18 protein-coding genes are annotated in these 18,175 nt (G+C 59.9%); 12 read left to right on the top strand and 6 right to left on the bottom strand.

Annotated elements, in window-relative coordinates:
* The first annotated feature begins 220 nt into the window (after positions 1-220).
* Complete coding sequence (locus NKG95_RS33375) at positions 221-1,528, top strand: NRAMP family divalent metal transporter (RefSeq protein ID WP_353043779.1); 1,308 nt, start codon at positions 221-223, stop codon at positions 1,526-1,528.
* On the opposite strand, the gene NKG95_RS33370 is transcribed toward NKG95_RS33375, so the two are convergent.
* Positions 1,521-1,961, bottom strand: a complete 441-nt coding sequence (locus NKG95_RS33370; RefSeq protein ID WP_198030477.1) for a hypothetical protein — start codon at positions 1,959-1,961, stop codon at positions 1,521-1,523. The two genes, NKG95_RS33375 and NKG95_RS33370, sit on opposite strands and share 8 nt — an antisense overlap.
* Positions 1,962-2,260: 299 nt before the next feature.
* Complete coding sequence (locus tag NKG95_RS33365) at positions 2,261-3,400, bottom strand: mandelate racemase/muconate lactonizing enzyme family protein (protein WP_353043778.1); 1,140 nt, start codon at positions 3,398-3,400, stop codon at positions 2,261-2,263.
* 135 nt (positions 3,401-3,535) lie between these two features.
* On the opposite strand from NKG95_RS33365, the gene NKG95_RS33360 reads away from it, so the two are divergent.
* The 5 genes from NKG95_RS33360 to NKG95_RS33340 all read left to right on the top strand — a co-directional run bounded on the left by NKG95_RS33360 (position 3,536) and on the right by NKG95_RS33340 (position 8,438).
* Entirely contained in the window at positions 3,536-4,171 is a 636-nt protein-coding gene (locus NKG95_RS33360) for a GntR family transcriptional regulator (protein WP_502895979.1), read from the top strand.
* 107 nt (positions 4,172-4,278) lie between these two features.
* On the top strand, positions 4,279-5,517 hold the full coding sequence (locus NKG95_RS33355) for an extracellular solute-binding protein (protein ID WP_353043776.1): 1,239 nt from the start codon (positions 4,279-4,281) through the stop codon (positions 5,515-5,517).
* Positions 5,518-5,646: 129 nt separating this feature from the next.
* Positions 5,647-6,510, top strand: a complete 864-nt coding sequence (locus NKG95_RS33350) for a carbohydrate ABC transporter permease (protein WP_245278558.1) — start codon at positions 5,647-5,649, stop codon at positions 6,508-6,510.
* Positions 6,503-7,348 (top strand): carbohydrate ABC transporter permease, encoded by an 846-nt coding sequence (locus NKG95_RS33345; protein WP_352484910.1) that lies wholly within the window; start codon positions 6,503-6,505, stop codon positions 7,346-7,348. The genes NKG95_RS33350 and NKG95_RS33345 overlap by 8 nt, the downstream gene beginning before the upstream one ends.
* A 10-nt stretch (positions 7,349-7,358) precedes the next feature.
* Positions 7,359-8,438 (top strand): ABC transporter ATP-binding protein, encoded by a 1,080-nt coding sequence (locus NKG95_RS33340; protein WP_353043775.1) that lies wholly within the window; start codon positions 7,359-7,361, stop codon positions 8,436-8,438.
* Positions 8,439-8,564: 126 nt separating this feature from the next.
* On the opposite strand, the gene NKG95_RS33335 is transcribed toward NKG95_RS33340, so the two are convergent.
* Genes NKG95_RS33335 through NKG95_RS33325 form a run of 3 tightly spaced genes read right to left on the bottom strand, consistent with a single transcriptional unit; the run spans position 8,565 to position 12,126 of the window.
* Positions 8,565-9,386, bottom strand: coding sequence for an alpha/beta hydrolase (locus NKG95_RS33335; RefSeq protein WP_353043774.1), 822 nt, complete (start codon positions 9,384-9,386; stop codon positions 8,565-8,567).
* Between the two features lie 11 nt (positions 9,387-9,397).
* On the bottom strand, positions 9,398-10,885 hold the full coding sequence (locus NKG95_RS33330) for an NAD-dependent succinate-semialdehyde dehydrogenase (RefSeq protein ID WP_353043773.1): 1,488 nt from the start codon (positions 10,883-10,885) through the stop codon (positions 9,398-9,400).
* A gap of 17 nt (positions 10,886-10,902) precedes the next feature.
* On the bottom strand, positions 10,903-12,126 hold the full coding sequence (locus NKG95_RS33325; protein ID WP_353043772.1) for an iron-containing alcohol dehydrogenase: 1,224 nt from the start codon (positions 12,124-12,126) through the stop codon (positions 10,903-10,905).
* Between the two features lie 329 nt (positions 12,127-12,455).
* Between NKG95_RS33325 and NKG95_RS33320 the strand changes: the two genes are divergently transcribed.
* The 3 genes from NKG95_RS33320 to NKG95_RS33310 all read left to right on the top strand — a co-directional run bounded on the left by NKG95_RS33320 (position 12,456) and on the right by NKG95_RS33310 (position 13,990).
* Positions 12,456-13,157, top strand: a complete 702-nt coding sequence (locus tag NKG95_RS33320; RefSeq protein WP_023718518.1) for a GntR family transcriptional regulator — start codon at positions 12,456-12,458, stop codon at positions 13,155-13,157.
* A 10-nt stretch (positions 13,158-13,167) separates the two neighbouring features.
* The gene (locus NKG95_RS33315) at positions 13,168-13,314 is read left to right on the top strand and encodes a hypothetical protein (RefSeq protein WP_502914017.1); all 147 of its coding nucleotides are present in this window, start codon (positions 13,168-13,170) and stop codon (positions 13,312-13,314) included.
* 82 nt (positions 13,315-13,396) lie between these two features.
* Complete coding sequence (locus tag NKG95_RS33310; protein WP_352549507.1) at positions 13,397-13,990, top strand: DJ-1/PfpI family protein; 594 nt, start codon at positions 13,397-13,399, stop codon at positions 13,988-13,990.
* A gap of 130 nt (positions 13,991-14,120) precedes the next feature.
* Here NKG95_RS33310 and NKG95_RS33305 read toward each other — a convergent pair whose 3' ends face one another.
* Complete coding sequence (locus NKG95_RS33305; protein WP_352849020.1) at positions 14,121-15,032, bottom strand: GntR family transcriptional regulator; 912 nt, start codon at positions 15,030-15,032, stop codon at positions 14,121-14,123.
* A 161-nt stretch (positions 15,033-15,193) separates the two neighbouring features.
* Here NKG95_RS33305 and NKG95_RS33300 point away from each other — a divergent pair, with 161 nt between their 5' ends.
* From NKG95_RS33300 to NKG95_RS33290, 3 genes are all read left to right on the top strand, one after another.
* Positions 15,194-16,246 carry an ABC transporter permease gene (locus tag NKG95_RS33300; RefSeq protein WP_353043771.1) on the top strand — a complete coding sequence of 351 codons (1,053 nt, stop codon included), beginning with the start codon at positions 15,194-15,196 and terminating at the stop codon, positions 16,244-16,246.
* Positions 16,243-17,028 (top strand): ATP-binding cassette domain-containing protein, encoded by a 786-nt coding sequence (locus NKG95_RS33295; protein WP_352588826.1) that lies wholly within the window; start codon positions 16,243-16,245, stop codon positions 17,026-17,028. The genes NKG95_RS33300 and NKG95_RS33295 overlap by 4 nt, the downstream gene beginning before the upstream one ends.
* Before the next feature lie 141 nt (positions 17,029-17,169).
* Positions 17,170-18,036 carry a sugar ABC transporter substrate-binding protein gene (locus NKG95_RS33290; RefSeq protein WP_502912609.1) on the top strand — a complete coding sequence of 289 codons (867 nt, stop codon included), beginning with the start codon at positions 17,170-17,172 and terminating at the stop codon, positions 18,034-18,036.
* The last annotated feature ends 139 nt before the right edge of the window (positions 18,037-18,175 follow it).

Below are 18,175 nucleotides of genomic sequence, written 5' to 3'. Positions count from 1 at the left end.
TGGCTTGACGAGGCCTGAAGATTGGCCCTGTCAATTCCAGCAGGAATAGTTGTCGGCAAGCGAACTGCGGCAATGCTGCACCCGACAGGATTCGAACCTGTAACTTCTGCCTTCGGAGGGCGCAGATCGTCCGCCAAAGTGGCACGTTTCTACGGTATTGCTATTGGCGAAATCGCGGCAGCTACTGGTGCTGCTGGCTTTGCTCTGTGGACCCGACGCAATGGATGAGCTGGCGCCTTCCAAGAAAAATCGACCGAGTTCATCTGTCTCTCCCGTGAAGAAGACGATCCTCCGCAGACTGGGGCCGGGCCTCATCACTGGCGCGTCGGACGATGATCCATCCGGGATCGGCACCTATAGCCAGGCGGGGGCCCAACTCGGGTTCGCAATCGGATGGACGATGCTGCTGACCTATCCTCTGATGGTCGCGATTCAGGAAATCAGTGCGCGCATCGGAAGGACCACCGGCCACGGCATCGCAGGCAATCTATGCCGCCACTATCCGAATTGGCTTCTACAGTCCATCGTAACTCTTCTGTTCATCGCAAATACCGTCAACATCGGCGCCGATCTCAGCGCCATGGCCGATGCGACGAAGCTTCTAATCGGCGGCCCGACCGTTCTCTATGTCGTCCTGTTCGCAGCCATTTGCGTAATTGGAATCGTTTTCGTGAACTACGATCGCTACGCGCTCATCTTGAAATGGATGACGTTGAGCCTGTTCTCGTATGTCGCTGTCGTGTTTGCTGTGCAAGTTCCCTGGGCCGAAGCACTGGGTGGCGTGCTGGTCCCGCGAATTGTCTGGAGCAACGAGTTCTTCACTACGCTTCTCGCTATCTTCGGCACGACGATTTCGCCCTATCTCTTCTTCTGGCAGGCGTCAGAGGAGGCCGAAGAGGTCCACTCAAATCATCGCAGAAAATCGTTGTTGAGGGCTCCACGTCAGGCGGTCGACGCGTTCTCGCGAATACGCGCCGACACTCTCATAGGCATGGCATTCTCCAACGTCATCGCGCTGGCGATCATCTTCGCGACCGCGGCGACCTTGAACAAAGCCGGCATCACCGACGTCGAGACATCCGCTCAGGCGGCCGAGGCGCTGCGGCCGATCGTCGGCGATTTTGCCTTTGCTATCTTCGCTTTCGGCATCGTCGGGACAGGGTTGCTGGCGGTACCGATCCTGGCCGGCGCGGCGGCTTACGCCATTGGCGAGGCGAGACGATGGCCCGTGGGGTTGTCGCGCAGACCTGGGGAGGCTGTGGCGTTTTACAGCACTCTTGCCGCGGCCACGGGGCTCGGAGCAGCGATCACGTTCGGTCCAATCGATCCGATCAAGGCGCTGTATTGGACAGCCGTCGTCAACGGTGTCGTCGCCGTTCCGGTCATGACGGTCATGATGATAATGACAGGCCAGCCAAAGGTCATGGGCGACTTCACCGTCAAGGGCTGGCTGCGCTGGCTGGGATGGGCCTCCACGATCGCTATGGCGATGTGCATGGTCGGAATGCTCATGAGCTGGTTCATGTGACAGCCAATTGATCACCCGCCGCAGTTCGTATGGCGGTGGAAACCAGGCCGGAAGCTATCTTCGACACTCTATCAAGGTCTCGACGCCCTAGACTATCGCGCTGCCGAAACCGCAGGCTCGAGGCCGAGCCGTCCCACAACAGCTTCAACCGGCATTGGTTGCGGGTTGTCGCCGATTGCTGGACGTTACCTCGAAACGCGCGGGTGCTCTTCAGATCGGGGCGGTCGAGGCGCCGAAGGCTCAGATGACCGATGCCGACGTCGGGATTGCGGCAGACCACACGGACGAGAAACTGGGCTCGAACTCGGTTAACCAGCCGCGACCGCGGCGAGGAGCGTCCGGCGGGCTTGGCGAGGACGCCGAACGCGGCGGAAGACCAGCGGGTCGGCGCAGTATTGAGGTCGCACACGTTCAGTTCCTTCTTGAGAAACATAATTCCAGCACCGAGGAACCCGATCCCGGACCCGCGCGGCAGGACGATGCCCAAATTAATTGGCAGCCTGTTCGATCGAAATCATGGAATGTTCCTGAGAAGACAGCCATGCGAACTCGCTCACGCCGGGTTCTCGAGGTCGAATTGCTTCGACGGCTCGTCGTAGCCGAACAACTCGGCGTAGCGCCCCAGGAGATGATCGCGCGCATCGTGTCGGCACGTTCTTCGGACATGTGGTCTTCGAGGTGGCGTGAATTGTGCCATGCATCGCCAACTCCCAAGCTGGCTCGGTCATTCACTCACTTGCCAGGGAGGCGTGCATTTTCTGGCGCGGTACCCAGTTCCGACCGTATCAGGCGCCTTGGTCTCATCCATTCGCCGCGCGCTTTTTCGGACAGTACCAATCCATGGCCAGGTCGATCGGGCGCATAGACGTAGCCGTCCCGGATTTCGATGGGCTGTTCCACCAGATGATCGAAGTTCTGAAACGAATATTCCAGCCATTCGACTTCCGGAAGCGCGACCGCCATGTGCACGCCGATCTCCAGAAAGGTGTTGCCGATGCTGACCGGGATGCCGAGCTCGGCGGCCAGCCAACCAATGTGCATAACATCGGTGACTTGACCGTGGACATTCAGGATGTCGGCTGCGTGGGCTTCCAGAAGAAGCCGTTTGCCTTGAAGATCCAGATACTCGCCGCTGTTGATCTGAGTCCATGTCATTGCCTGCCTGAGCATTCTCAATCCTTCGTGGTCGTGACGCAGGATTGGATCCTCGACCCAGAGAAGATCGTGGCCGGCATCGCGGATCGCCACCAATTTCATTAGCGCTTCCTTCGAGGTCCACGCCTCGTTCGGGTCGATCATGATTTCCGAGCCTGCCGGCACGCAGGTTTTCAACAGCTCCAGGCGCCGCAGATCGCGACCGAAATCCGGGTGGCCGACCTTGATCTTGAAAGCGGAATAGCCAAGCGATGCCGCGTGGGAAAACAAGGAAACGAAAGCATCATCGTCGAGGTGAAAATCGAGGCCACTGGCGTAGGCTTTCACACGGTTGCGACGACTGCCGAGCAGCACGTGAAGGGGTAGGCCAGCTTCCTTTGCCGCAAGATCCCAAAGCGCCACCTGGATCGCTTCATGAAAAGGCAGGGAGTACGCCCGCTGATTGCCACCGCGCGGGCGGTTCACACGATGAACCAGCGCGATCGCCTTATGTCCTTTCAGCCCCGGCCAAACCTCGTTTTCGAAAACGGTCTCAATCTCAGTCTGGTCGGGCAGGGGATTGAAGAGCGTCTGGATGAAGCCCAGTCCCACTTCACCACTTTTCGAAACGAGTTCCAGCGCAGCGACGTTTACATCGTCGGCTCGAACCTGACTGTCCCCGATTACCCGGTCGCGGGCGAACTGAAATCGGGTTATACGAAAATGCGAAAGGCTCATCACCGGGGCTTTCTGATCGTTTAGTATAACGCACTGATCTATCAGCTAAGATGTCTCAGTACCGAATCAATGGAGGTGCCGCAAGTGGTGGGCAAAGCAAAAGCCATCTCTCATACCCTGGTGGCGGCCACCCGTATGAGCGATGTTGCCTACGAACGAATTCTGGAACGCTTGTTCGACAGGCGCGTTCCGGTCGGGGCATTCGTTTCGCAGAGCGAACTGTCCGCGATTGTTGACGTGCCCGTCGCTCCGCTTCGTGACGCTCTGCGCAAGCTCGAAGCAGAAGGAATTCTCACCATCCATCCACGCTCCGGAATCCAGTTCATAAAACCTGGCATGGAGCTCACGCGCGCCACCTACCAATTCCGCGCCATCATAGAGCGTTCGGCAATTCGCGTCTTTGCCGAGCAGGGCGATGAAGCCGTCATGAATGCCCTGGAAATGCGGCACTCTCGGCTGGTCCGGCGCATCGAACGGGAGGGTGTGGGAAAGGAGCAACTGGAGGAGATGGATGCGCTGGAGGGAGAGCTGCATGGCGCAATCATCGGCGCGCTGCGCAATCCCTTGATCGATAGCACCTATCGGCGCATGCACAATTATCTACGTCTGTTGCGGCTGGACAGCAAACTCACCTCGCCGATCATGATCCGGACGCTCAAGGAACACCTCGACATCCTTGAGGCTTGCAGCACCAGGAATGCCGACGCTGCCGAAGCAAAGCTGCAGTCCCATTTCCAGGCGGCCATGCAGCGGAACCTTGGTCTGGTCTGACACGTCGTTGCTTGCCTCTCCGGCGCGGTTGCACGGCTTGGGAAATGATGTTACCCAACACTCCAACTGATCGATCAGTCTGCTGATCTGATATCTTGGAGGTTCGCATGCGGTTGAACAAAAGGCAGTTTCTCGTGGGTTCGGCGGCCCTCGCGATGGCAGGGCGCATTGGTGGTGCCCGTGCCGCGAGTGCCATCAGTTACTGGCACCACTTCACCAGTCAGTCGGAAATGGCCAGCTTACTCAAGATCATCGGATTGTTTCAGGCGGCCAACGCAGATGTGGCGGTGACCCAGGAAAACATCCCGAACTCGGAATATATGGCCAAGGTTTCATCGGCCGTGCTGGCCGGCGGGCGTCCCGATACCGCCATGGTGATTGCCGAGCGCTTCGCCGATCTTACCGCGATGGAGGGATTGATCGATCTTACCGAGCGCGTGAATGGGTGGGAGGGCAAGGCGAACTTTCCCGACAATCGCTGGACCGGGCTTTCCAGCAATGGCGCCATTTATGCGGTTCCCGCCTTCGCCTTCGTTGACTGGATGTACTACCGCGCAGACTATTTCGAGGAAGCTGGACTGACCGGGCCACCCCGAAATTTCGACGAATTCCTTCAGGCATCCCGCAAACTGACCAATCCTTCGAAGGGCAGGTATGCCTTCGGCATGCGCGCCGGCGCCGGCGGTTTCAAATATGTCATCGATGTCATGGAGGCGTTCGGCTCGCCGATCGTCAAGGATGGGCAGCCGGCCATCGAGAGGGCCGCGGCGATTGAGGCGATAACGTTCTATTCCGATCTCTTCTTGAAGGAAAAGGTCGTGCCGCCGAGCGCGCCCCACGACAGCTACCGTCAGATCATGGAAGCCTTCCGCACCGGGCAGACTGCGATGGTGTGGCATCATACCGGTTCGCTGAACGAAATCTCGAGTGCGATGAAGCAGGGCGAACAATTCTCGACCGCGCCGATGCCGGCCGGTCCGAAGGCGCATGTCGCTCGCGTCGCGTACGCCGGCAACGGCGTCATGAAGGAAGACAATATCGAGGCTGCCTGGCGGTGGGTGAGCTTCTGGGGCCAAACGGACGCTGCCCTGGCCCTGCTCGAGGGGACCGGCTATTTTCCGGCCTCCGCCGCTGCGCTGCAGGATCAGCGGATCACCGGCAATCCGATCTATAATGCGGCGACGGAAACGCTCAAGTTCGGACGCCTGCCGAACAATTTCGTCGGCGCCGCGGGCTGGTCCGAAAATGTCGTCAATCCCGCTTTCCAGTCGGTGCTGACGGGTCAGTCGACGCCGGAACAGGCAGTAGACCGCATGATCCAGGCCCTGGAGGCGGCGCTCCGCTGATCCCCGGACGTGCAGCCGTGCTCAGAACGCAACGGGACGGTGCTTTCGCATCGCAGATTCATGATAATAAGCTCGAGCAGATATCTGCCTATGCGGGCTCTCGGCGAACTGTCCGAGACCCGATACTGGATGTATTTGCTGCTCCTTCCCAGCCTCGCCCTTATCCTTCTCGTGATCGCCTATCCGACGCTTTACGGCATGGCAATCAGCTTTCGCGAGATGCGTCTGACGCGTCCCGGGTTGGATGGCTGGGTCGGCTTCAAACATTATCTAGCGATGTGGTCAGACCCGGTATTCTGGATCGCATTGAAGAACACCGTCGTGTGGGTTGCTGCCGCGGTCGTGCTGGAACTATCGCTTGGTCTTCTCGCCGCGACAGCTCTCAACAGGGATTTGCCGGGCACGAAAATCTTCGCCGTGCTCATCCTGCTTCCCTACTTCCTGCCCAATGTCGTAGCGGGCCATATGTGGGCCTTGCTGCTCGATCCGCGGCTCGGAGTCATCAACGATCTTCTTGTCCGGCTAGGCGTCCTGCAGGCCTACAAGGCATGGTTTGCTGATCCCAATACTGCGCTTGCGGCGACCATTCTCGTCGAGGCCTGGCATGGGTTTCCATTCTTCGCGCTGCTGCTGCTCGCGGGCCTGAAGGGTATTCCCGAGGATCTCTACAGGGCAGCGGCGGTCGACGGCGCAGGCCTGGCGGCGCAGCTCAGGCTGATCACCTTGCCGATGCTCAAGACCGTCATCGCGGCGGCAGTGATCCTGCGCGTGATCGGTCTGGTCAATTCGCCCGATCTGCTCCTCATTCTCACCGGTGGCGGACCGGGAGATGCCACGCAAGTGCTGTCGTTGTACGCCTTTCAGACTGCCTACAAGGAGTTCAATTTCGGCTACGCATCCGCCCTGTCGGTGGTGATGTTCGTGACCCTGATGATCTTCGCGGCCGGGTATATCCGCATCTCCAGGATTACCAAAGGACAGGGCGATGATTGAAAGCAAGCGTCACCGGCGGATGATCGCGAACATCGCCACCTACATCGTGCTCGCAAGCCTGACGGTGTTCTGCATCGGTCCGATGATCTGGATGTTCCTGACATCCCTCAAATATGAGGCCGACATTGTCACCCAGACGATGCAGTACCTCCCGAGCCGCGTTACCTTCGACAATTATGTCGCCATCTGGACGCAGTCAGGTTTCCCACGGCTTATAGGCAACAGCCTCGTCGTTACCTTGCTGACGGTGACGATCTGCGTCGTCACGGGCACGCTTGCCGCCTATGCATTTTCTCGCTTCGCGTTTCGAGGCCGAGATCAGCTCATGCTCGGCTATCTTGTCGTTCGCATGTTTCCCGCAGTCATGATGATCATTCCCCTTTATGTTGTTATGCGCGGTGTGGGGCTCGTCGACAGCCGTTTCGGCCTAGCGCTTGCCTATACGAGTTTCCTGCTGCCGCTGTTCGTGTGGATGCTTAAGGGGTTCTTCGATTCGGCACCTAAGGAACTCGAGAGCGCGGCTCGCATCGACGGCTCGACAAGGCTTGGCGCCATGGTCCGTATCGTCATGCCCCTTGCGCGGAACGGCCTGGTCGCAAGTTCGGTGTTCATTGCCATCGCGGCCTGGAATGAGTTCCTGTTCGCCCTGATGCTCACGACCGGGCAGGGGTCTCGCACCTGGCCCGTGGGCCTGCAACTGATGGTCGGAGAGTTCCAGCTTCCTTGGGGCGTTCTGGCGGCAGGCGGCATTCTCAGCATCATCCCGGTCATCGTGCTCTTCGCGATTGTCCAGCGAACCATGGTTCAGGGGCTGACCGCAGGCGCCATCAAAGGCTAGGAGTACTCGCATGGCGACACTTTCCATCAGGGACGTGCGCAAGTCCTATGGCTCCGTACAGGTTCTTCACGGGGTCGACATCGAGCTCGAGGACGGAGGCTTTCTGGTTCTGCTCGGGCCGTCCGGATGCGGCAAGTCGACCTTGCTCAATATGATTGCCGGCCTCGACGACACGTCCGGCGGTGACATCCTGATCGGTGGACGCTCGGTCCTCGACCTTGCGCCCAAGGACCGCAATATCGCGATGGTGTTCCAATCCTACGCGCTTTATCCCACCATGTCGGTCGCGAGGAATATCGGCTTCGGATTGGAAATGCGTGGCGTGGGCGCCGACCAGCGCACGCGTGCCGTTGAAGATGCCGCGCGAATGTTGCAAATCTCCCATCTGCTCGACCGACGCCCCGCCAATCTTTCGGGCGGACAGCGGCAGCGCGTTGCGATGGGCCGCGCGATCGTGCGCGACCCGGAGCTGTTCCTCTTCGACGAGCCATTGTCCAATCTCGATGCCAAGCTTCGCGTGGAAATGCGCACGGAGATCAAGCGCCTGCACGAGCGTCTCGGCACGAGCATCGTCTATGTCACGCATGATCAGATCGAGGCGATGACGCTGGGCACCAAGGTGGCCGTCATGAAAAGCGGCTACATCCAGCAATTGGGCGATCCGCGCACCATCTATGAACGGCCCGCCAATATGTTCGTGGCAAGTTTCATCGGATCTCCGGCAATGAACTTCCTTGCCGGACGACTGGTCCCGGATTCGGAGGGTGTCCGGTTTCAAGCGAGCGGTGTATCGATCGTGTTGCCGACGCGGAACCGGCAGGTGGACTCTGAGCGACCGGTGATGTTGGGCATACGGCCTGAAGAGCTGAGAACCGTTGCGGAGAATCGAGCTTCGATCATTGGGGAGATCGACGTGGTAGAGCCCACCGGGCCTGAAACCATGGTGACTGTGCAGGTCGGCGAGAACGCGATCATCGCGCGCCTGCCGCCGAGGTTTGCCGGCCGGCGCAAAGAGCCAATATTTCTTGCCGTCGATCCGGCGAGCGTCAACCTGTTCGATCCGGATAGCGAGCAGCGCATCGACATTTAGGACGTGGATACCAGCGGCTGGACGCAGTGGCGCAGGGATCCGCGATGTCGCCTCGAACTCATCCGGAGCGAATGCGGACCGCTTGCGGTCAAGCTGCGCTGGGTGAGCGGTATCTCGGCAGGGTAGTCAGCGAGCCTTGGCGATCAGTTCTGTCAGGCAATCAGCAGCCTCCGTCCCTGGCACGCCAAGATCTCTGACACTGTCCATGTGGTTGCGGTTCGGGAGCACATGCGACGTTACCAACGATCCCTGCCGCAGCAAGCTTGCTTTGAATCGATCGGCTTGCTGATGGAAGGGTGGCGTCTCATTGGCTCCGACCAGAACCGCCGCCCTGGTTTGAGGATCATGCCGACAGGCGAGCGGCGTAAACATGGCGACTTCCTCGTCGGTTATTCCAATCTCGTCGGCGAGAAAGGAATCCTGGAGCGGTTTCAAATCGTAGAGCCCGCTCAGCAGAAGAGCTGCCCTTACATTCGAGGGGGTATGCTCGTCGTTGAACAGAAACGTTGCAAGATGTGCTCCAGCCGAATGACCACTGACAGTCAGGGCCGCCGGGTTTCCGCCATGATCGGCGATGTTGGCCAGGATCCACTGCTTGGCGCGGCGCACCTGGTCGACGATCGTCGCCATTCGGACCTTGGGCATCAGAGCATAATCAAGGATGACGGCAATGGCCCCGGCCTGGGTAATCGTCGTCGCGACATATGAATAGTCGCGCTTGGAGAACATTCTCCAGTAGCCGCCATGGACAAAGATGTGCACCGGCAGCGCCGTTCTTTTCCCCGCGGGAAAGAACAGATCCATGGTTTCGGTCGGATCCGGTCCGCAGGCCACGTCCGCGGTCATCGCAATGGTGGCGCGGGCGGCCTCGCTGCGGCCAACGAAGTCCTGCACGATTTCGTCAAAATCCGCGACGTGGTCGCGGATGCGAAAGGGATCGTCTTGCATGCTTTCTCCGCTCACATGCTGATGGCGAGGTATTTCGCCTCCATGAACTCGGCAATGCCGTGATGCTGCCCTCCCTCGCGGCCGAGCCCACTCTGCTTAACGCCGCCGAAGGGGGCCGCCGGATCGGACATCAGCCCCCGGTTGACAGCGATCATCCCGGCCTCGATCCGGGAGGCCACCCGCATGCCGCGCGCCAGATCGCGCGTGTAGATGTAGGCAGCAAGCCCATATTCGGTGTCATTGGCGCGTGTGATGACCTCAGCCTCGGTGTCGAAGCTCGAGATCGGCGCCACGGGCCCGAATATCTCCTCATGCGCCATCTTTGCGTCGCCTGGCACGTCGCGAAGCACTGTAGGAGGGTAGAAGAAACCAGTTCCGGACAGGACTGAGCCGCCGCACATGACCCGCGCGCCGCGTGCGACCGCGTCGATGACAAGGCGATCTATCTTCTCGACCGCCTTTTTCGTGATCATGGGTCCGCATTCCGTGTCCGGGTCGGTGCCAGGGCCGACCTTGAGCGACGACATCCGCTTCTTGAGGCCATCCGAGAAGGCTTCGTAAATGCCAGATTGCACGTAGAGGCGGTTGGCGGCCGTACAGGCCTCACCGGCGTTACGCATCTTGGCCACCATTGCGCCATCGAGCGCCGCTTCGAGATCAGCGTCGTCGAACACAATGAACGGTGCGTTGCCGCCGAGTTCCATCGAACAAGAAACCACATGCCTGGCAGCCTCTGCCAGCAGAGCGCGACCCACACCCGTCGAACCGGTGAAGGAGAGCTTGCGCACTCGCGGGTCGGCCAGCATGGCGGCTGTCAAAGGGCCGGGACTGGAGGTCGTCAGGACGTTGACCACCCCCGGTGGCACGCCTGCGTCCTGATAGAGCGCGGCCAGCGCGTAGGCGGTAAGCGGGGTCTCGCTGGCTGGCTTCAAGATCACCGTGCATCCAGCGGCAAGTGCTGGCGCGATCTTGCGGGTCGCCATCGCGGCAGGAAAATTCCAAGGCGTGATCAGGACGCAGATACCGATCGGTTCGTAGTCGACCACGATGCGATTGGTGCCGGAAGGCGCAATACCGAATTCGCCAGTAATGCGAACGGCCTCCTCGGCATTCCAACGGAAAAATTCCGCGGCATAAGCGATCTCGCCGCGGGCATCCCGCAGAGCCTTGCCGTTCTCCAGCGCAATGAGAGTCGCCAGCGCCTCGGATCGTTCCGTCATCAGTTCAAAGCAGCGTCTGAGGATCTCGGAACGCCTTCGCGGCGACGTTGTCCGCCAGCCGTGGGCTGCCTTGGCAGCGGCGTCAACGGCAGCGGCCGCGTCGTTCACGGTCGCATCGGGCACAGCGGCGATGACAGCCTCGGTCGAAGGATCGACGACCGGAATCACCCTGCCATCCGCGGACTGGCGCCATTGGCCGCCAATATACAGCCCGTGCGAGATTGTGTGGAAGTCGCTGATTCCCTGATCATCCGACAGAACCTGTGAAAACGTGTTCATATCGATATTCCCGATTGTTACATGGTGCTGGCGAGGTCGCCATCAAAGGCGGCCTGGACCAGGCGTCGCATGGACCCCAAGTCGAATGGACGCGGATTGTTCTTGATGAGGCGCTCGATACCAATCGCTTGTTCCGCCGTCCAATCGAGCTTATCGGCGGGCAGCCCCAGTTCGGCCAACGAGGGGGTGATCCCGATTGCCCCAAACAGCCGACTGACCTCGCCAATGGTCGCGTCGGCCAACTCTTCGGGTGTACAGCCCTTTGCATCGAGGCAGAGCGCGTTGGCGATCTCGGCCATCTCGGTCGCTGCGGCTGTTCTGTTGTACTTCATGACGTATGGCAGCATGGTGGCGACACCCAATCCGTGAGGGGTGTGGGTTATCGCGCCAACCGGGTATTGCACGGCGTGCGCCGCCGCTGTGCCGGCCGTTCCGAACGCGCAGCCGGCGGCCAGTGCACCCATCATCACGTCGGCCCGGGCGTCCTCGTCAGAGGGCTGGCGGTATGCCGTTTCAAGGCTTCGGCCAAGCAGCTTGATCGCCAGCAGGGCGAAATGATCGGTCAAAGTGGTTTTGCCGATAAAGACATGTTTCTGCGGAAGGCCGGGATCGGTCCCCCGCCTGACGGCGGTGAAGGCCTCGATTGCATGCGTCAGCGCATCGGCGCCTGCGATCGCCGTCAATGCCGGCGGGCATGTCATCGTCAGTTCAGGATCGCAGATGGCCGCGGCCGCGATCAGATACGGGCTGGAGATGCCGACCTTCAGGGTGCGATCCGGATCGGAGATTACGGCGACCGGGGTCACTTCAGAGCCCGTGCCGGCTGTCGTCGGCACCGCGATCAGCGGCAGCGTCGGGCCGGGCACCTTGAACTCGCCGTAGTAATCCTGGAGCTGACCGCCGTGAGTGATGAGCAACGCGGCGCATTTGGCCATATCGAGACAACTGCCGCCGCCAATGCCGATCACCATGTCGGGCGCGAACCTCCGTGCTTCCTCGACGCAGACGGCAACGGTGTCCCGGGGAACGTCGGGTAGCACGCGGTCATGCACCAGTACGTCTATCGAGGCGGCTCGCAGCGCCGCGACGATCTCTCCAAACGGGCCCGTTGCGGCAAAACGTTCATCGGTGCAGACGAGCACGCGACGCCCGAGCCTGGCCGCGACAACCGGAATGACGTGGCGTTGGCCCTTCCCGAAGAGGATTTCGCGCGGCAGCCTTATGGCAGCGAAAAGGCTCATTATCTGCATCCTGTGATGATGTCTGGATTGGAATGCGAAAGGCCGTTCAACTCGGCCCAAAGGCTGGGTTTGACGTCAAACCCCAGTTGCAGCGCGCTTGCGTTCCGACGCGTTGAACCATCGCCCGGAGCGCTGACGGTCCGTTCAGGCTCGGACGGTGAGGAAGCCCGGACCGCGGAGTCGGCCCGCTGCTCCAGCAGGGCCATCGCAAGTACGATTGCTTTGTCTTGAAACAGCCTCAAATTATATCCTCTATAAAATCGTATAGGATATAGGATTGCATTGGTCGGAGCATCGTGTTAGCAACTCAATGTGTCAAGAGGCAAAACATGCAGGCCATGAACTTACCCAGTCTAGACGAAGCGAACCTCGCCGGCGGGCGTATCCAGCGCTCCAGCAGCCTGGTTGAGGACGTCTACGAAGCGATTTTTGCGCAACTCATGTCGCTGAAGATTGCGCCGGGCTCGCGCATCACGGTCGACAGTCTGGTCAAGGAATTCAACGTCTCCCACACGCCGATCCGCGAGGCGCTCGGCCGGCTCGAAGGCGAAGGCCTGGTGCTGAAGACGCATCTGATCGGTTACCGCGCTGCGCCGCAGATCACGAAACGACGGTTTGACGAACTCTACGAGCTTCGCCTGCTGCTCGAGCCTCATGGCGCGGCCAAGGCAGCCGCGCTCATGGACGAGGTAAAGCTCGCACAGCTTCAGGAATCGGCGGGCGTCATGGCGCGCCGTGAAGGCAAGGACGAGCGCCTGAGGTATTCCAACTTCGCCCGCCAGGATGCCATTTTCCATGACAAGGTCATGGAATTCGCCAACAACGAACTCGTGCGCGAAACGCTGGCGCACCAGCATACCCACTTCCACATATTTCGCCTGATGTTCCATTCGCGCGTCACCGAAGAGGCGCTTGACGAACATGAGGCCATCCTGGCCGCTTTCGCTGCGGCCGATCCTGCCGCTGCCGAGCAGGCGATGCGTCGCCATATCGAGCATTCCCGCGACCGCTTGTTGCTGGCGTTCGACTGAGACGGTCCCGATGTCCATTGCGGTTCGTATCGATGCAGGGAAGGCAGGCGTATCGGCTGTCTACATGACCGTCGCCAACCTGATTGGGCAGGCACCGGTTCGGGGCAACGTGAAGCTGGACGCCACTTTGATCACGCAGGCCAATGCCAAGGAATAACCCCCCGATTCACCCTTTAAAAACTCAAATACCGGTCGAGCATATGGCTCGCCGGGCCGTTGTCATAGGAAAGGAAACGACCATGCCAGGCAAAAAGATCCTAATGCTGACCGGTGAGTTCACCGAGGAATACGAAATCTTCGTCTACCAGCAGGCGATGGAAGCGGTGGGCCACACTGTCCATGTCGTGTGCCCAGACAAAAGCGCCGGAGACGTGATCAAAACATCGCTGCACGATTTCGAGGGCGATCAGACCTACACCGAAAAGCTCGGCCACTATGCGCTGATCAACAAGACCTTCTCCGACGCTGAGAAGCAGCTGGAGCAATACCACGCTGTGTACTGCGCCGGCGGTCGCGGCCCCGAATACATCCGCACCGACAAGCGCGTGCAGGCGATGGTGCGCCACTTCCACGAGAGCAAAAAACCCATTTTCACGATCTGCCACGGCGTGCAGATCCTGATTGCGGTAGACGGCGTCGTGCGTGGCAAGAAGGTCGGCGCACTGGCGGCGTGCGAGCCCGAAGTGACGCTTGCGGGCGGCACTTATATCGACCTGTCTCCAACGGAGGCATATGTCGACGGCACGATGGTTTCAGCCAAGGGCTGGACGGCGCTTGCAGCGTTTATCCGCGAGTGCCTGAACGTGCTTGGGACAGAAATCCGCCACGCGTAGACCTTTGTTCCGACGCATCCAAAAGGTGCGTCGGTTCCCCTGTTCTGGAAGGGTACTGTCACCGCAATTCGGCTTCGGATCATAAACGCCCGCATCGCGCTGTTTGCCCCCCAGGTTCAAAGCTCTTTCGTTATGCATTGATGCTCGTTTCATCAAATCCCGTAAGCGAACGCATCAGTGTTTCCCTTGCTGAAGCCAGATGCGCTCGGCAGGCTACCTCAATCCGAGTGGAGTTGCGGCTCTCAAGCGCATCGATATAGGCAATGTGTTCGTGGATTGCGGCAAGGTTGCGCTGCTTTTCGTCCTGCTTGTTCCACTGATAGTGGTAGTGAAAAATGAACGTGATGATGTCGTAGAAATCATCGATGAAGCGGTTCGGTGATGCCTCGTTTATGAGCCGGTGGAACCGGTTGTCCAGGCCGGAGAAGTCGTGAAAGCGGCTCTCAATTCGCTCCAGCAGGTCTGCGTGCGCCATCTTGAGCGCGGCGAGTTTCGACCATAGCGGAGAGCTGTTCGGCTGCAGTGAAAACAGTTGTGCCGAACGCAGTTCAAACATCACCCGGATCTCGAAGAGCTCAAGTGCAAAGTCTTCAGTGAAACCCTTGAACAGCCAGCCTGTATTCGGCCTTTTCTCGATCAGTCCAAACCGGCTGAAGCGGATCAGGAATTCGCGAATTCCATTGGTCGCAACACCGAATTGCCGTGCAAGCTCAAGCTCATTGATGCTGGTTCCGGGCCTGGTGTCACCCCGCAGCATCCACTCCATGAACTGCTGTTCGACATGTTTGGCGCGAGGCGTAGTTTCGGCGTCCGGGTAGTAGTCGTTGTCGCCGACCGCGCGGCCCGTCGCTCTGAGGCCGTGGCGTTCGGTGACAAGTTCGCGGTTAACAAGTTCTCGCAAAACCTTTCGGACGGTTGTGCGGCTGACGCACATTCGCCGTCTAAGCTCATTTTCGGAAGGAAGTTCGCCGGCCAATTGTCCGTCGCGCAGCATATTTGCAGCTCGATTGAAGGCCTTCTTGTAGACGGTGTCCGTTCTCATCGGATTTTCCTTTGGAACAATACCTTGTCCTTTTTAGCATGAACTTTATCCATAAAAAACAACTTGACCCGACCCTGCTGGTTGTTTTTTATCGATAAGAAGAGGCACGAATTGAGTTTTTGACGACGCGGCTCGCACAAGCTGCGGCGGGGAGGGGAAATTTGCCTGAAACGGGAAACACCGGCACGACTGTCGGCGAGGCCGCGTTGCCAGCATCCAGGAAGTCAGAAGCCGTCCCCGGCCTTGCGCTTGGCCTGATGCTGCTGAGCGCTGGTCCGGTCGTCATCCTGGTGCTGCTGGTCGCCGTCCTCAGCTTTCTGTCACCCTATTTCCTGACAGGACGCAATCTCAGCAACATCCTCGCCCAGACGGCCGTCATCTCGGTTGTGGCGATGGGCCAGCATCTGGTCATCCTGACACGCGGCATCGATCTCTCCGTCGGCTCGAACCTTGCGCTGGCTTCCGTCGTCGGCGCGCTGAGCTTTCATGCTGGCGCCCCCGCCATCGTTGTGATCGCGGTGATGGTCGGCTGCGGTGCCGCGGTCGGCGCGATCAACGGGCTCTTCTATGTCTTCGGCCGACTGCCGCATCCTTTCATCATCACGCTGGCAACATTGAGCATCGCCAAGGGGTTGGCGCTGCAACTGGCCGATGGCCGCGCCATCCCTGGCATGCCGGATTCGATCGATGCGCTTGGCCGCGACGCGGTCTGGGGTCTGCCTGGATCGGTTTTCGTTGTCGCGGGCGTTGCCGCGGTGCTTTTCGTCATGGCCAAAACCATGGTCTGGGGGCGCTGGATTTACGCCGTTGGCGGCCGCCCCGACGCTGCATTGCGCATGGGTATTCCCGTGTCCTTGGTCCTGGTTTCGGTCTATGTCATCTCAGGGCTGTGCGCGGGCATCGGTTCCGTCATACTTGCCGGCCGCACCGACGCCGGTTCGCCGCTGTTCGGCAATCTGCTGGAACTGGATACGATCGCGGCGGTGATCATTGGCGGCGTCAGCTTTCTTGGCGGTCGCGGCCACCTCGGCCATGCCTTGATCGGCGCCATCATGATCGGCGTTATCCGCAACGCGCTCAACCTGCTCAACGTCAACGTCTTTTTCCAGCTCATCGTCATCGGCGTCGTCATCGTCATAGCGGTCGAGTCCGACGTGCTGCGCAATTACCTCGAAGGACGTGTGCGTGTCCTGCAAGCCGGGAGGCAGTCATGATCGCTGCTGCGGCCAACGCCGATCATGCGGTCACCGCGGACAATCCCGTGCTGGCGGTATGCGGTGCTACCAAGCGTTTCGGTTCGGTTCTGGCGCTGGATGATGTCAGCATCGAGGTTCGGCGAGGCGAGATCGTCGGCCTGCTCGGCGACAATGGCGCGGGCAAATCGACGCTAACCAAATGCATCAGCGGGGTGCACCAACTCGATGCCGGCGCGATCTTTTTGGATGGTGCGCCAACGCAGATACGCTCCCCTGCGGATGCGCGCTTCGCCGGCATCGAGACTGTCTATCAGGACCTGGCGCTGTTCGACAATCTGACACCGGGACAGAACTTCTTTGCCGGTCGCGAGTTAGCTGGCCCGCAATGGCTTCCGCGCGGCCTGCGATTTCTGCAGCAGCGCCGAATGGACGCCGAGACCCGCGCTCTGTTGGTGAATCTCAAGGTCACGTTGCCGCGGCTGGATGCCGTCGTCGCCATGATGTCGGGTGGACAAAGACAAGCCATTGCCGTGGCCCGCTCGACCGTATTCGCCCGCAAGGTTGTCATTCTGGATGAGCCGACCGCCGCACTCGGCCTGCGTGAATCACGCCAGGTGCTCAATCTGGTTGCTGCGCTCCGCGACCAGGGCAATGCCGTCATCCTGATCACTCACAACATGGAACACGTCGTCGAACTCGCCGATCGCGCGGTGGTGCTTCGCCAGGGCCGCAGGGTCGGCGAACTGGTGCCGACCAAGGACAACAAACAGGAGCTGGTTTCCATGATCGTTGGAGCCTGACCCGTTCGAGATTTGGGGACCGTTCCGGTCCGCAAATGCCTGAAGCGTCTCCCGCAGGGAGGCGTCTCAATCCAAGGGAGGAAAGCAATGCCAATGAACCGAAAACTGTTCGCAGGGCTGGCGATCGCCGTTGCGTTTTCTATGCCGGCTTCGGCCGCAGACAAGATCAAGATCGGCCTGATCACGAAATTCCCGGTGCCGTTCTACTCGACCATGGAGGACGCCGCCAAAAAATACGCGGCCGCTCATCCGGAGATCGAACTGGTCACCGGCCAGGGCCAGGCGGCCACCGACATTGAAGGCCAGATCGCTCTGATCGAATCCATGATCACGCAAGGCGTCAAAGGGCTTGCAATCACTCCGGTCGACCCGACGGTCGCGCCGGCGCTCGACAAGGCGGTGGCCGCCGGCATCAAGGTGGTTCTCGTCGACAACAGCATCCCCAACTGGAAAGGCCAGACGGCGTTGGTATCGACCAATAACCTCAATGGCGGCAAGATCGCCGGAGAATACCTGAAGACGGTGCTCAAGAGCGGTGACAAGATCGGTATTCTGCAAGGCGTTCCCGGGGTGCCGGCTCTGGATGACCGGGTCACGGGCATGATGGAGGGACTGGGTGAGGTAAAGGTCGAGGTCGTCGGCAAAGGTGCAACCAACTGCACGCTGGAACTTGGCACGTCAGTGACCGAAGACATTCTGACGGCCAATCCTGATCTCAAGGCAATCTACGCGGCCTGCGGCCCGCCGATCCCTGGAGCCGTCAAGTCGATCAGCAATGCAGGCATTGCCAACGACAACCTCATAGTGGTCGGCTTTGACGCCTGCTGCGGTGAGATCGAAGCGATCAAGTCGGGGGCGGAGGACGCCAGCGTAGCTCAATTTCCTGCAAAAATGGGCGAGCTTGGCATCGACACCGTCGTCAAGGCCATCCGTGGGGAACCCGTCGAGGCCAATGTGGATACCGGCGCCGGACTGGTGACGCTGCAGAACGTCAAGGACTTCGAGTGATCCACCAGCGGTTGGGGGGGGGGGGACGACGCGCCCCGGCCCGGTGGAGGGGTGCCCCCGGGCAAAGGGGGGGGTGAGGGGGTAGTGTCAACCAACAAAAAAAATTGGAAGAAGCGCGACCGCCCGCAGGGGGTGTTGG

It is taken from the genome of Mesorhizobium sp. M1423 (assembly GCF_040317575.1).
Lineage (GTDB): Bacteria > Pseudomonadota > Alphaproteobacteria > Rhizobiales > Rhizobiaceae > Mesorhizobium.
Note: the sequence above shows the minus strand (reverse complement) of the source record. Positions and strands in the feature narration are given on the sequence as shown.